11 protein-coding genes are annotated in these 14,467 nt (G+C 62.0%); 6 read left to right on the top strand and 5 right to left on the bottom strand.

Translation table 11 applies throughout. The features are described 5' to 3' along the window. Positions 1–320: 320 nt before the first annotated feature. The gene (locus GH656_RS06885) at positions 321–1,280 is read left to right on the top strand and encodes a PRC-barrel domain-containing protein (RefSeq protein ID WP_153075194.1); all 960 of its coding nucleotides are present in this window, start codon (positions 321–323) and stop codon (positions 1,278–1,280) included. After that, positions 1,277–2,521 (top strand): MFS transporter, encoded by a 1,245-nt coding sequence (locus GH656_RS06880; protein ID WP_153075193.1) that lies wholly within the window; start codon positions 1,277–1,279, stop codon positions 2,519–2,521. The genes GH656_RS06885 and GH656_RS06880 overlap by 4 nt, the downstream gene beginning before the upstream one ends. Before the next feature lie 76 nt (positions 2,522–2,597). Here the strand turns inward: GH656_RS06880 and GH656_RS06875 are convergent, their stop codons facing one another. Beyond that, a complete protein-coding gene (locus tag GH656_RS06875; protein WP_153075192.1) occupies positions 2,598–3,491 on the bottom strand; it encodes a LysR family transcriptional regulator ArgP in 894 nt (297 codons plus the stop codon). Positions 3,492–3,588: 97 nt separating this feature from the next. Between GH656_RS06875 and GH656_RS06870 the strand changes: the two genes are divergently transcribed. Further along, positions 3,589–4,221, top strand: a complete 633-nt coding sequence (locus GH656_RS06870) for a LysE/ArgO family amino acid transporter (RefSeq protein WP_153075191.1) — start codon at positions 3,589–3,591, stop codon at positions 4,219–4,221. On the opposite strand, the gene GH656_RS06865 is transcribed toward GH656_RS06870, so the two are convergent. Then, positions 4,218–5,075, bottom strand: coding sequence for a 5'-methylthioadenosine/adenosylhomocysteine nucleosidase (locus GH656_RS06865; protein WP_246184221.1), 858 nt, complete (start codon positions 5,073–5,075; stop codon positions 4,218–4,220). The two genes, GH656_RS06870 and GH656_RS06865, sit on opposite strands and share 4 nt — an antisense overlap. Further along, the gene (locus GH656_RS06860) at positions 5,072–7,435 is read right to left on the bottom strand and encodes a UvrD-helicase domain-containing protein (RefSeq protein WP_153075189.1); all 2,364 of its coding nucleotides are present in this window, start codon (positions 7,433–7,435) and stop codon (positions 5,072–5,074) included. Before GH656_RS06860 ends, GH656_RS06865 begins: the two co-directional genes overlap by 4 nt. Positions 7,436–7,794: 359 nt before the next feature. On the opposite strand from GH656_RS06860, the gene GH656_RS06855 reads away from it, so the two are divergent. Both GH656_RS06855 and galU read left to right on the top strand, forming a co-directional pair. Continuing rightward, on the top strand, positions 7,795–10,683 hold the full coding sequence (locus GH656_RS06855) for a valine--tRNA ligase (protein WP_153075188.1): 2,889 nt from the start codon (positions 7,795–7,797) through the stop codon (positions 10,681–10,683). Positions 10,684–10,814: 131 nt separating this feature from the next. Then, positions 10,815–11,696, top strand: a complete 882-nt coding sequence (gene galU, locus GH656_RS06850) for a UTP--glucose-1-phosphate uridylyltransferase GalU (protein ID WP_153075187.1) — start codon at positions 10,815–10,817, stop codon at positions 11,694–11,696. A gap of 196 nt (positions 11,697–11,892) precedes the next feature. On the opposite strand, the gene GH656_RS06845 is transcribed toward galU, so the two are convergent. Further along, a complete protein-coding gene (locus tag GH656_RS06845) occupies positions 11,893–13,131 on the bottom strand; it encodes an NAD(P)/FAD-dependent oxidoreductase (protein ID WP_153075186.1) in 1,239 nt (412 codons plus the stop codon). A gap of 109 nt (positions 13,132–13,240) precedes the next feature. Between GH656_RS06845 and GH656_RS06840 the strand changes: the two genes are divergently transcribed. Further along, entirely contained in the window at positions 13,241–13,975 is a 735-nt protein-coding gene (locus GH656_RS06840) for a class I SAM-dependent methyltransferase (RefSeq protein WP_153075185.1), read from the top strand. A 41-nt stretch (positions 13,976–14,016) separates the two neighbouring features. Here the strand turns inward: GH656_RS06840 and GH656_RS06835 are convergent, their stop codons facing one another. Then, positions 14,017–14,442: a signal peptidase gene (locus GH656_RS06835; RefSeq protein ID WP_153075184.1), complete on the bottom strand. Its 426-nt coding sequence runs from the start codon at positions 14,440–14,442 to the stop codon at positions 14,017–14,019. Between the last annotated feature and the right edge of the window lie 25 nt (positions 14,443–14,467).

The raw sequence follows: 14,467 nt of genomic DNA, 5'->3' as shown, positions 1-14,467 counted from the left end.
CACGCGTCACGCAAGCGCTCGCCCGCCAGAAGCACGGCACAAAGCCAGCACCGCTGACACAACCCAACCCCTTCCATTTGTTTTTGCCCCGCAGCCACACGGGCAACATCGCTTACAATCGACCCCCCACGCAGCCAGCCAGAGTCGCTCACCGGTGCGCCGCCAGATCACGCTGAAAGGGCAAAGGCAAAGCCCGCAGCACAGACCAGGCAGCCCAGGCGCACGGTGCCGCCAGCCCTGGCTCAAGCCTCGCTCCCAACAGGCTCTGCGCCATGTGTTACCCCTGCTGTTTTTCTTCTCGCCCCCCCGGAGACTTCTAGATGAGTGGCGGTGTCTTGCTTCCCGTATTGCGTGTGCGCTCTAGCGTCGTGCTAATGCTTCTGCTTCTGTCAGGGTGCGGCGCGTTCGGTCCGCCGCAGCAAGCACCGGCCCCGGTCACCGAAGCCACTGTGCTGCCAGTCGAAACCGAAATCAGTCCGCCGCCGCCCGAGCCGGTTGAGCCTGATGAGCCTGCCGACCTCACACCCAAGCCCGCCAAACGGCCTGCGCCCAAGCCCCGCGCCCCCAAGCCGCCACCTCCAGCCCCCACCCCGCCCGCCATACCCGCTCCCGCCCCGGTCATCAGCATCCGCGAGTTCGAACACAGCGTCGCGCGCGGGCTGCTCGACAGTGAGGTGCAACGCACCAATGGCAAGGTGATTGGGCGGGCTGTCGATTTAATCGCTGATGCCAATGGCAAACCGCGTGAAATGGTGGTCAATCTGCAAGGCTTCATGGGCGTCGGTGACCGCAAAGTGACTTTCCCGTGGAGCGCGTTTAGCTTCAATCCCGCCGCCCGCCCCAAAAGCGCTCCGATCACCTTGCGCCAGCCAGGAGCGGCGAGCGTCAGCAAAGGCAGCAGCCCTGCCCGCAGCAATGCCCGAATGGCGGCCAGCGCCACGCAACTGCCGCTGCTGGATAGCACCGTCCAGCGCCCGGACCATGCGGCGGTTGGCCGCGTCATTGATGTGCTGATCGACGCCAATGCCCAGCCTCAGGCGGTGGTGCTGGACGTCAGCGGTATCGTCAATCCCGACCGGCGCACGATTGCTGCTGACTGGAACGCGTTGCATTTCGTCACCAGCAACAAAGTGCTGCAGCCACAAATCGACCTCGATGAAACGCAAATCAAGGCCGCGCCGCCTTACCTCCCGAACCAGCCCGTGCGCGCCATCTCGCCCGTCAAGGCCGCCACCGCCTCCGCGCCCGCTGCCGCCAGTTCTAGCCGGGGCGTCCGATGAGCAACCGGTATTTGCTTAACGCCCGCAGCCTGCGGGCACTCGACTGGCTGAACTTTTTCGTCGCCAATGTGCAAACTGGCTTCGGCCCGTTTATCGCGTCTTACCTTGCCTCACACAAATGGACTCAGGGCGAGATCGGCATGGCGCTCTCGGTGGGAACCATCAGCGCGATGGTGAGCCAGGTGCCTGCCGGGGCTGCGGTCGATGCCATGCGCAACAAAAAAGCCGCGGCTTCGTGGGCGATCATCGCCATCATCCTGAGCGCCGTGCTGCTGGCGGCCAGCCCAACCATGCTCTCGGTGATGGCCGCGGAGGTCTTTCACGGCTTCGCCAGTTGCATGCTGGTGCCGGCGATGGCGGCGCTGTCGTTTGCGCTGGTGGGCCGCCAGGATCTGGGTGACCGGCTGGGGCGTAACGCGCGCTGGGCCTCGATCGGCAGCGCGGTCGCCGCTGGGCTGATGGGCTTGTGTGGCGAATACATCTCGCCGCGTGCTGTGTTCTGGCTCACGGCTGTGCTGGCGCTACCGGCGCTGTTTGCGCTCAGCATGATCCGCCAGACTCAGGCTAGCCTCACGCCGCACGCTGCCACGCCCCTGCCGTCAGAAAAGGAAGACCGCGAAACCTTGCGTGAACTTCTGCGCGACAAGCGCATGCTGACGTTCGCCGGATGCATCGTGCTGTTCCATCTGTCAAACGCAGCGATGCTGAATCTCGCGGCGGGCGAAGTCACCGCCAGCATGGGCGACAACGTGCAGCTCGTCATTGCCGCATGCATCATCGTGCCGCAGGCCATCGTCGCCATGATGTCGCCGTGGGTGGGACGCTCCGCGCAACGCTGGGGACGGCGGCCGATCCTGCTGCTTGGCTTCACTGCGCTACCGGTGCGCGCGTTGTTGTTCGCGGGCATCAGCAGCCCGTATCTGCTGGTGCCGGTGCAGATGCTGGACGGCCTGAGCGCAGCGGTATTCGGCGTGATGCTGCCGCTGATCGCCGCCGATGTCGCCGGTGACAAGGGCCGCTACAACCTGTGTATCGGGCTGTTCGGACTAGCGGCAGGAATTGGCGCGACGCTCAGCACCGCAGCGGCCGGGTTTATCGCGGACCACTTCGGCAATACGGTCAGCTTTTTTGGTCTGGCAGGGGCGGGGGCACTAGCGGTGCTGCTGGTGTGGGCGGCAATGCCCGAAACCCGTGATGAGGTGCCCGCCAGCAACGGATCTCCGCAGCCGGAAACCTCGTAAGCAAGACACGCCAGCTATCAACTCTCAACCATTAGCGCTACCAACCATCAGCCGAAAGCGCCGCGCTCAAGCGAGATCAGTCGAGATACTCCTTGCAGCGCGTGCGCAGCATCACGCCGAAGTCGTCCAGCCAGCCAATCGACAGCCGCCAGCTTTGCCAGTACAGGTCGATATCCAGATGACGGCCTGGTACCAGTTCCACCAGTTCACCCTGCGCCAGATGCGGCGCGATCATGCGCTCGGGGCACATGCCCCAGCCCATGCCGGTCACGCACGCGCGTAAAAACCCGGCCACATGGGGCATCCAGTGCGATGGCGGGGCCAGCTCGGCGCGCGTGATGCGGCGGATAAAGCGCTGCTGCAGTTGGTCTTTGGGATTGAATTCGACGCAGGGCGCGTGACGCAAGGTTTCGCGCGTCACGCCAGCGGCAAAATGCTGCGCCAGAAAAGCCGGTGCCGCCACCGCGCGATAGCGCATCCGCCCCAGCCTGCTTGAGCGGCAACCCTGCACTGGCTCAGCCTGAGTTGTCACTGCGCCCTGCACGCTGCCATCGCGGATGCGTTGCGCGGTGTGGTCCTGATCGTCAATCACCAGATCCAGCAGCACGCCTCGTTCAACGCAAAACGGCGCGACGGCATCGACAAACCAGGTGGCCGCGCTGTCGTCATTCACCGCCACTCGCAGCGTGGGCCGCTGTCCAGCCAGCACACCCGGCAGCATCGGTAAATGCCCGCCCAGATCGGCCTCAAGCATTTGCACCCGCTCGGTATGACGGCACAACAGCGCGCCCGACGCCGTTGCCACACAGGGCTGGCCACGCTTGACCAGCACACTGCCCACCCGTTCTTCCAGCAGCTTGATCCGTTGTGACACCGCCGACGGCGTGAGATTCAGCACGCCCGCTGCGCGTTCAAACGAACCATGACGCACCACAGCGGCCAGCGCCCCCAGCAACGCATAGTCGAGCATTAGAAATCCTTAATCGACATTAAATAAATTAGCTTTTCTTATGGCGAACTCGTGCGCAGACTAGCGCCATTCAATCTCTTCGTCTACGGCAATCGCTATGCAAGGCACACAAGGACTGGCGTTTTCTCACGGCGTATTGCTCTGCGCCTCACTCATTGCGACGATTGGCGCGCAAAACGCATTCGTGCTGCGCCAGGGCATCCTGCGCTCGCATGTCGGCAAGATCGTCGCGCTCTGCGTGCTGTCTGATGCGCTGCTGATTAGCGCGGGGGTAGGTGGCGCGGCGGTGCTGGTCGAACGCTATCCGGTGTTCATCCATACCGTGCTGTATGCCGGGCTGGCGTATCTGGCGTGGTTTGGCCTGAATGCGCTACGCCGCGCGCTGCGTCCGGGCCATGCGGTGCTCGATGGCACAGCGGCAACGGGTGCCGCTCAACCGGTGCAGCGGGCCTTACCCGTGATCGGCATGACGCTGGCATTCACGTGGCTCAATCCGCACGTTTATCTGGATACGTTCCTGCTGATTGGCACGGCTGGCGCGCGTGAGCCGCAAGGCGCGCGCGCCGCGTTCGCGCTTGGCGCTATCGTGGTCAGTACCGTCTGGTTCGTGGCACTCGGTTATGGTGCGCGGGCGCTGGCCCCGCTCTTTAAACGCGCCACCGCATGGCGGCTGCTGGATGGCGCGATAGGCACGATGGTGCTGAGCATCGCTGTGCTGCAGTTGCGTTAGCTGCCAGCAGGCTGCGGCTGGTACGCCACGAGAAAGTGTTGCAGGATGCCGCTCGAATAGCTCGCCGCCAGGGTCGCAAGAAATGCTTCAAACGATGCGGGCGCAGCGTGATCCGCGGTGTCAGATACGGTGCGCACCACCGCGCACGGCAAGCCGTACTCATAGCAAATCTGGGCGATGGCCGCGCCTTCCATTTCGACCGCAAGCGCCTCCGGCACCGCCATCTTGAGCGCCGCATGAGCGCTGGCGCTAGCGACAAACTGGTCACCACTCACCACCAGCCCCTGATGCAGTTGCGGCAAGCGCGTGCTTGATGTCCCCGATACATCCGATACACCGAAGCGCGCTGCCAGCGCCGCGCCCTGCTGCGCCAGAAACTGCTCACAGGCGTTAGCCAGTTGCGCGGTCAGCCGGGCATCAGCCGCAAAATGCGTGCGGCCCAGAAGCGGCACCTCAAAGCGGGCAAAGAGTGGCGACGCATCCAGATCGTGCTGTAACAACGTCTGCGCCACCACCACATCTCCCACCCGCACAGCGTCGCCCACCCCGCCCGCGACACCGGTAAACACCACCGCTTCAACGTCGAAGACATGAATCAGCGCGCTCACCGTGGCCGCCGCCGCCACCTTGCCCACCCGCGCCAACGTCACCACGCACGGCACGCCATAAGCCAGACCGACGTGGTATTCACGCCGCCCAAGCGTGATGCTCTCAACCGCCGACTGCGCCCGCATCGCCGCCACCAGGTCGCCCAGTTCCTCAGGCAGCGCCGCCAGCACACCCAGCGGACGACGGCCATCCGCCACCTTCAGCGGTACCTGCCGTTTCAGCCCATGAAAACCCTGAGCGCTCATTCGACCGCCTGAAGTTTGGCCACGGCCAGCGCGAGCCATTTCTCGCCATGCCGCTTGAACTTGACCTGCGCCTTTGCATCGGTGCCACCGCCCTCAAGCGCGGTGACCGTACCTTCGCCGAACTTCGTATGAAACACCGCCTGGCCCACACGAAAACCAATTTCCGCTGCCCGCTGCGCATTGGCAAAAGCTGGCAGCGGCGCATTCACTTCAGCGCTGCCAGCGTAAGCTTCCTGGCGCTGGCCGGGACGCGCGAACCAGTCGCGGCCATAACCCGCGTTATCGGAGCGGCCACCCCAGCGGGCCCCGGCTTCGACTTTCGCGGTCAGCCATTTCAGAGTTTCAGGCGGCAATTCGTCGAAAAAGCGCGAACGGATGTTGTAGCGGGTCTGGCCATGCAACATCCGGCTTTGCGCAAACGATAGATACAGCCGCTCTTTGGCGCGGGTGATCGCCACGTACATCAGACGGCGCTCTTCCTCCAGACCATCGGCTTCGAGCGCGCTGTTTTCGTGCGGAAAGAGCCCCTCTTCAAGCCCGGTGATAAACACCGCCATGAATTCGAGCCCTTTGGCGGCGTGCACCGTCATCAATTGCACCGCATCCTGGCCCGCCTGGGCCTGGTTGTCGCCCGCCTCCAGCGAGGCGTGCGATAAAAAGCCCGCCAGCGGTGTCATCGTGTCCGGGTTTTGCGCAGGATCGGCCGGGCTCACCGCGTCGAACACCTCGGCGTCAGGTGCCGCGCTGAGCTGCGTCAGTTCGGGCGCAGCGCTGGCACCCGGGCGCAACGGAATCGAACGCGCGGGCGTCTCACGGCCATAGCCTTCTTCGCTGACAAATGCCACGGCGGCGTTCACCAGCTCCTGCAAGTTATCCAGCCGGTCCTGGCCTTCACGCTCGTTTTGATAAAAGGCTTCCAGGCCGCTGGCACGCACCACGTGTTCAACCGTGTCCGGCAAGCTCATCTGCTGGGTCTGCGCCCGCATCTGCTCGATCAACCCGGCAAAACCACCGAGGCTCGTGCCCGCCTTGCCCATCACATACGGAATCGCCGCTGCCAGCGCGCAGTTATGCAAGCGCGCGGCATCTGCCAGTTGCTCCAGCGAGCGCGCCCCGATCCCGCGTGTCGGGAAATTCACCACGCGCATAAACGCAGTGTCATCGTTCGGGTTATCAATCAGCCGCAGATACGCCAGCGCATGCTTGATTTCCTGGCGCTCGAAAAAGCGCAGCCCGCCATACACGCGATAAGCAATGCCCGCGTTCACCAGCGCATGTTCTAACGTGCGTGACTGCGCATTGCTGCGATACAGCACCGCGATTTCGCTGCGCGAACAGCCGGTGTGAATCAGCGCCTTGATTTCTTCGGCGAGCCAGCCCGCCTCCTGAGAATCTGACGCGGCCTCATAGACCCGCACCGGCTCGCCATGACCCGCGTCAGTCCGCAGATTTTTGCCAAGCCGCCGTGCGTTGTGCGCAATCAGGTGATTCGCGGTATCGAGGATATGGCCGTGCGAGCGGTAGTTCTGCTCCAGTTTGATCAAATGCCGGACGTTGAACTCCTGTTCGAAGTCGCGCATGTTGCCGACGTTCGCGCCACGGAACGCATAGATCGACTGGTCGTCGTCGCCCACCGCGAACACCGGGCTGTTTTGCCCCGCCAGCAGCTTGAGCCACGCGTATTGCAGCTTGTTGGTGTCCTGGAACTCATCAACCAGGATGTGAGTGAAGCGCGCCTGATAATGCGCGCGCAGCGGCGGGTTGTGCGCCAGCAGTTCGTAGCAACGCAGCAGCAGCTCCGGAAAATCCACCACGCCTTCGCGCTGGCATTGCTGGTCGTAGGCTTCGTATAGCTCAACGAACTTGCGGTTGAAGGTGTCGGTGGCATCGACATCCTTGGGCCGCAGCCCCTGCTCCTTGGCGTTGTTAATGAAGTACTGGAGATTTTTCGCCGGGTATTTCTCGTCGTCGATATTCAAGCCTTTCATCAAGCGCTTGAGCGCCGAAAGCTGGTCGGCGGTATCGAGAATCTGGAAGGTCGATGGCAGTCCGGCATCGCGGTGGTGCGCCCGCAGCATGCGGTTGCACAGGCCATGAAAAGTGCCGATCCACATCCCGCGCGGATCGAGCGGCAGCAACGCCGAAAGGCGCGCGAGCATTTCACGCGCCGCTTTATTCGTGAAGGTAACCGCCAGCACCGTGCTGGGCGAAGCCAGCCGCTGCTGGATCAGCCAGGCGATGCGGGTAATCAGGACACGGGTTTTACCGCTACCCGCGCCAGCCAGAATCAGGGCCGGCTCATTAGGCAAGGTGACGGCAGCATGTTGTTCGGGATTCAGATTGGCGAGCAGATCGGACATGGGGGCGGGGGAACACAGCAGAAGAACAGCGGGTGGCAGCGAAAATCGCCCGCCATTATATGTCCGGGGCCTGGCCGTCCGAGCGTCCGGCCGCCTGAAAACGGGGATGCGCGCCGCGCTTCGGTATAACCGGCACCGGGCGTCCCCCACACCAGGCCGCACAGCCTCCCCTGCCGTACCTACACCTCGCCCACTTCATCCACCTCACCCATTTCGCCTCTGTGCGTGCCAACAAATCCACAGCAGCCGGGCCGCAGCGCGCTGTTCCAGCCAGCGCGCCACTCGGACGCAGACGCAATCCCTTTATAATTCGCCGTTCAACGCCTTTTTCCACGCCTTTTTCAGCAGACTTCCTACCCATGAGCGACAGCACGCTTGCCAAGAGTTTCGAGCCCCATACGATTGAATCCCACTGGGGACCCGAATGGGAAAAACGCGGCTTTGCCGCTCCCGCGTTCGAGCCAGACCGCAAGAATTTTTCCGTTCAATTGCCGCCGCCGAATGTCACGGGCACGTTGCACATGGGCCACGCGTTCAACCAGACCATCATGGACAGCCTCACGCGCTATCACCGCATGCTCGGTGACAACACGCTGTGGGTGCCGGGCACCGATCACGCGGGCATCGCCACGCAGATCGTGGTTGAGCGGCAGCTTGATGCCCAGGGCGTGTCGCGTCATGACCTCGGCCGCGAAGCCTTCGTCGAGCGCGTCTGGCAATGGAAGCAGCAATCGGGCTCAACCATCACCGGCCAGGTACGACGCCTGGGCGCATCCATCGACTGGTCGCGCGAATACTTCACGATGGACGACAAAATGTCGGCCGCCGTGCGCGATGTGTTCGTGCGGCTGCACGAGCAAGGGCTGATCTATCGCGGCAAGCGCCTCGTGAACTGGGACCCAGTGCTGCTCACCGCCGTGTCCGATCTCGAAGTCGTCAGCGAAGAAGAAAACGGCCACCTGTGGCACATCCAATACCCGCTGAGCGACGGCTCCGGCTCTCTGACGGTGGCCACCACCCGCCCGGAAACCATGCTCGGCGACGTCGCGGTGATGGTGCATCCCGAAGACGAACGCTACATTCACCTGATCGGCAAAACCGTGCTGCTGCCGCTCAGCGGCCGCGAAATTCCCGTGATCGCCGACACCTACGTCGAACGCGAATTCGGCACTGGCGTGGTCAAAGTCACCCCTGCGCACGATTTCAACGACTACCAGGTCGGCCAGCGCCACGGCCTGCCCTCCATCGAAATCCTCACGCTCGACGCGAAGATCAACGACAACGCCCCTGAAGCCTATCGCGGGCTCGACCGCTTCGACGCGCGCAAGCGCGTGGTGGCCGATCTGGAAGCGCTGGGCCGGCTCGAATCCGTCAAACCGCACAAGCTGATGGTGCCGCGTGGCGACCGCACTGGCGTCGTGATCGAACCGATGCTGACCGACCAGTGGTTCGTGGCGATGAGCCAGCCTGCTCCGGAAGGCACCTTCCATCCGGGCAAGTCGATTGCGCAAACCGCACTAGATGTCGTGCGCGATGGTCAGATCAAGTTCGTGCCAGAAAACTGGAGCAACACGTATTACCAGTGGCTCGAAAATATTCAGGACTGGTGTATTTCACGCCAGCTGTGGTGGGGCCATCAGATTCCCGCCTGGTACGGCGAAAACGGTGAAATTTTCGTCGCTCGCAGCGAAGCCGAAGCCCACGCGCAAGCGGCCGCCAAAGGCTATAACGGTGCCCTGCGGCGTGACGAGGATGTGCTCGACACCTGGTTCTCGTCCGCGCTGGTGCCGTTTTCATCGCTCGGCTGGCCCAATGACACTCAAGAGCTACGTCATTTCCTGCCGTCGTCGGTGCTGGTCACGGGCTTCGACATCATCTTCTTCTGGGTCGCGCGGATGGTCATGATGACCACTCACTTCACCGGCCAGGTACCCTTCGATACGGTCTATGTGCACGGCCTCGTGCGCGATGCCGAAGGCCAGAAGATGTCCAAGAGCAAGGGCAATACGCTGGACCCGATTGATCTCGTCGATGGCATCGGCCTCGATGCGCTGATCGCCAAACGCACCACTGGCCTGATGAATCCCAAACAGGCCAGCACCATCGAGAAAAAAACCCGCAAAGAGTTTCCTGACGGCATCCCCGCCTTCGGCACCGACGCATTGCGCTTCACGATGGCCTCAATGGCTACGCTCGGGCGCAATGTCAATTTCGATCTGGCTCGCTGCGAGGGCTATCGCAACTTCTGCAACAAGCTCTGGAATGCCACGCGCTTCGTGCTGATGAACTGCGAAGGCCACGACTGCGGCCAGGCTCAGCCAGCCGCCTGCGAACCCGGCACAGCAAACCAGTGCGGCCCTGGCGGCTACCTCGATTTCTCCCAGGCCGACCGCTGGATCGTCTCGCAGTTGCAGCGCACTGAAGCCGAGATCGCCAAAGGCTTTGCCGATTACCGCCTCGACAACGTAGCGGGCGCGCTCTACAAGTTCGTCTGGGACGAATACTGCGACTGGTACCTCGAACTCGCCAAAGTGCAGTTGCAAAACAGCACCCCCGAGCAGCAGCGCGCCACACGCCGCACCTTGCTGCGCGTGCTTGAAACCGTGCTGCGCCTCGCCCATCCGGTAATCCCGTTTATTACCGAAGCCCTCTGGCAAAAAGTCGCGCCGCTCGCGGGCCGCTATCCAGCAGGCCAGGCGGAAGGCGAAGCCTCGCTGATGACCCAGGTTTACCCGCAAGCCAATCCAGCCAAAATTGACGAAGCCGCCGAGCAATGGGTCAGCGGCCTGAAAACCCTGATTGACGCCTGCCGTAACCTGCGCGGTGAAATGAACCTGTCACCCGCCACCCGCGTGCCGCTGCTGGCAACCGGCAACGCCACCCGCCTGAGCACATTCGCGCCATATGCCCAGGCCCTCGCGCGGCTGTCAGAAGTGCAGATCATCGCCGACGAAGCCACCCTCGACGCCCAGGCTGCAGGCGCACCGATCGCCATCGTGGGCGACGACAAGCTGGTGCTGAAAGTAGAAATCGACCTCGCCGCAGAACGCGAGCGTCTAAGCAAAGAAATCGAGCGGCTCACTATCGAGGTGGCGAAATGCAACACCAAACTGCAAAACGAAGCCTTTGTGGCACGCGCACCCGCCGCTGTCGTTGAACAGGAGCAAAAGCGCTTGGCTGAATATCAGGCCACCATCGGCAAACTGGGCGCGCAATTAGCCCGCCTGCCCGCCATTCAGTCCACTTAAGCCCACGCCACGACTCATGCACCTCCCGCGCTTGACACCGCGCCCTTCCAGCCACGCACGATGCACGCCGCGCCGATGCGCCGGAAACGGCCGGCGTCACCACGCGTTAGAACGAAGACCAGGATATCTCCATGCTTAAAGTGACAAAAGCCGTTTTTCCTGTAGCCGGTCTTGGCACCCGCTTCCTGCCAGCCACCAAGGCCAGTCCCAAAGAGATGCTGCCGATTGTCGACAAGCCGTTGATCCAGTACGCCGTCGAAGAAGCGATGGCCGCAGGCATCACCGAAATGATCTTCGTCACCGGACGCAGCAAGCGCGCGATTGAAGATCACTTCGACAAGTCCTACGAGATCGAAGCTGAACTTGAAGCGCGCGGCAAAACCGAATTGCTGGAACTGGTGCGCAGCATCAAACCAAGCCACGTCGACTGCTTTTATGTGCGTCAGCCCGAAGCACTGGGTTTGGGACATGCGGTGCTGTGCGCCGAAAAACTGGTCGGCGACAACCCGTTTGCGGTGATCCTTGCCGATGACCTGCTGTATGGCGAACCGCCTGTGATGAAGCAGATGATCGACGTGTTCGACCACTATCACAGCTCGCTGATTGGCGTCGAAGAGATCCCCCAGTCGGAGACCAAGTCTTACGGAATTATCGAGGGCAAGGAGTGGGAGGATTCGATCATCAAGCTCTCAGGGATTGTCGAAAAACCCGCGCCTGAAGTCGCGCCATCGAACCTCGGCGTGGTCGGCCGTTATGTGCTCAAGCCCCGCATTTTTCACCATATCCGCGCGCTCAAACCCGGCGCGGGCGGTGAATTTCAACTCACTGATGCAATCCAGTCGCTGCTGGCGGATGAGCAAGTGCTGGCCTACAAATATCACGGCACCCGTTTTGATTGCGGCAGCAAGCTGGGGTATCTGAAGGCGACAGTTGAATTCGCGCTGCGCCATCCTGAAGTTGCAGCTGATTTTGAACACTATCTGCGGACGCGCTCACCTGTGCTGGAGGGGTGAGAACGAGCGGTAGCGGGTTGCGGGTTGTCGCGCCGCGAGCCACGAACCACGAACCGCACGCTGCCCGCCTCAAACGGCAGCTGTATTAAACGCCTCCACAAGCATCACAGGCATGATGAAATCAAACGCCGCCGCTCACCAGATGGTGAGCGGCGGCGTTTTCACTTTCCAGCATCACGCGTTGTTCAGGCTTTATTCAGGCCTTGGTGTGGCATACCTCGTAAAGCATATCCAGCCGTCGCACTGGATCTTTAACGAACGGATTCGTTTCATCCCACGCATAACCCGCCAGCACCGAACTAATCATCCGGCGGATCTGCGGCGTCTGCTCGGGATAAAACAAGATCTCCTGCAACTCCCCCGTGTACCAGCGCTCAACAAAGGCACGGAACACGTTGATCCCGCGCCGCAATTGCGTGTCGTACTCCGCCAGCCAGTCCACCGGAACACCCGAAAACTGGCGCACCAGCGCATGCGCGGCAAGATGGGCGGAACGCAGTGCAATCGTCACGCCAGACGAAAACACCGGGTCCAGAAATTCACCGGCATTGCCCAGCAACGCATACCCCGGCCCGGACAATTCCGACGCATTCGCCGCATAACCGCCAATGGTCCGGACTGGCAGCAGAAACGGCGCGTCGCCAAACCACTTGCCCAGCGTCGGCTCCTCACGGATCAAGGCCCGCAAGCGGGCTTCGCGTTCCGCTTCGTCCACCTGAAGAAAATCGCCTTGTGCCACGCAGCCCATCGACGCACGGCCACCGGCAAGCGGAATCATCCAGTACCAGACGTTGTCATGCTCGGGATGCACGGCAACGCAGATCTTGTTGCGATCCAGCGCACCAACGGGTAACGCATCGCGCACGTGAGTAAACAACGCTCTGCGTGGCGGCATGCCGGTGGGGATATCGAGCTTCAACAAGCGTTGCAGCACGCGGCCAAAACCGCTGGCATCCAGCACGAAACGCGCATGCAGCCGATACTCCGCCCCGCTTTCATCGCTCACCTCCAGCACCGGCTGTGCCCCCGGGTGAAACGCCTGCACGGTATGACCAAAGCGCACCTCCGCGCCCTGCTCCGCTGCGCAGCGAATCAACAGATCATCGAAGACGGCCCGCTCCACTTGCCAGGTCGTGCCCCAGCCTGGCGAATATTTCTCACGAAAGTCGTAGACCGAGACCTCATCGCGCCGGACAAAATGCGCCCCGTTCTTGTACTGAAAGCCCGCTTCAATCAGCGCAGGCAGCATCCCAGCCTCCTCCAGATACGCCATGCTTTGCGGCAGCAGGCTTTCGCCAATGGAAAAACGCGGGAAGTGCTGACGCTCCAGCACACACACGGAATGACCGGCCTGACGCAACAAGGCTGCCGCAACGGCACCTGATGGACCCGCGCCGATGATGGCAACGTCCACGTCTACTGCAGGGGAATTCATGTTCAATCAAGCCTTCTATAAAACTTAGTTGAGCGGTACTTTTTGGCGTACCGGTCTGCCATTACAATGACGCGCGCTATTTAAGCTCACCTTCAAACGGAGTTTTAACGTGTCGTCATCCGAAATATCCGGCACAAAATTTGTGCCTGAAACTGCTTTTGGTCTCTGGTTTCTGCGCACGCACACCTGGAAACATCACGTGCTGCGAGTAGCGCTCAACGATCTGCGACAGCTCATGCGTCAGCCGCCACCCGCTGCTGCCGTCATCGTTGATGTGGGCTGTGGCCAGGGCAGCGCATTCCAGCTACTGGCCAACACGTTTCAACCGGCGCGCATCATCGGGATTGATGCTCACAAGCCCTCACTCGCGCTCGCAGCTCACGCGGCGGCGGCCTGCCAGTCAGGTGCCCGCCCCTGCGAGATCACACTGCTGCACGGTGGCTGCGCCGCGTTACCCCTGCCCAGTGGCAGCGCAGATATCGTGCTCTGCCATCAAACGTTTCATCATCTGGTCGAGCAAACCCAGGCACTGGCGGAATTTCACCGGGTGCTCAAGCCTGGTGGCGTGCTGCTATTCGCTGAATCGACCGAGGCCTATATCAAGTCGTGGGTGATCCGGCTGCTGTTCCGGCATCCGATGCAGGTGCAAAAAAGCGCTGAGCAATATCTTGCGATGCTGCGCAGCGCTGGTTTCAGTTTCGGGTCTGAAAATGTTTCGCTGCCCTATTTGTGGTGGAGCCGCGCAGCCGATTTCGGTCTCTTCGAGCGGCTCGGGCTGCATCGGCCGCAGCCCGGCAAACGCCGCGAGACCCTCGTCAACGTCGCGGCCACCCGTCCAGGCTAAACGTCATTGGCTTAAACGTCATCAGGTTTCACGCCCAGAGATCAGGGCTGATCCAGCAGCACCACCTCGCCACTCACCTTGAGCGCTGCCGCGCTTAGGCTCACGCCACAAGCAAAGTCCGTTGCCAGATCGCTGCTCCGGCGGTGGAAGCTGGTCTTGAGATTGATCACCGCATTGCCGGAACGCTCCTGTGCCGTAGCGCGCAGCTTCTGCAGCGCCTCGGCAAAGGCGCTCTGGCAAGACTGCTCCCGGCCATCAGTGCCGCGAGCAATCCGCACCGAATACTTCACCGGCCCCAGCACCTTGGCCACTGGCGGGTGGGTTTGCCCGAGGGTATAAAACCCGACCGGCCCCGCCGACGTCGCCACATCAAGCGCTGGCTGCGCCGGGAGTGACATGAAACGCGTGCCGCAGCCGCTCAGGGCGGCCACCGTTGCACAGGTAGTGATCCAGTACAGCGCTCTCATGGAGTTCCTTTTAAGTTAAACGATC

It is taken from the genome of Paraburkholderia bonniea, from assembly GCF_009455625.1.
GTDB lineage: Bacteria > Pseudomonadota > Gammaproteobacteria > Burkholderiales > Burkholderiaceae > Paraburkholderia > Paraburkholderia bonniea.
This window is presented reverse-complemented; position numbering and strand designations above follow the sequence as displayed.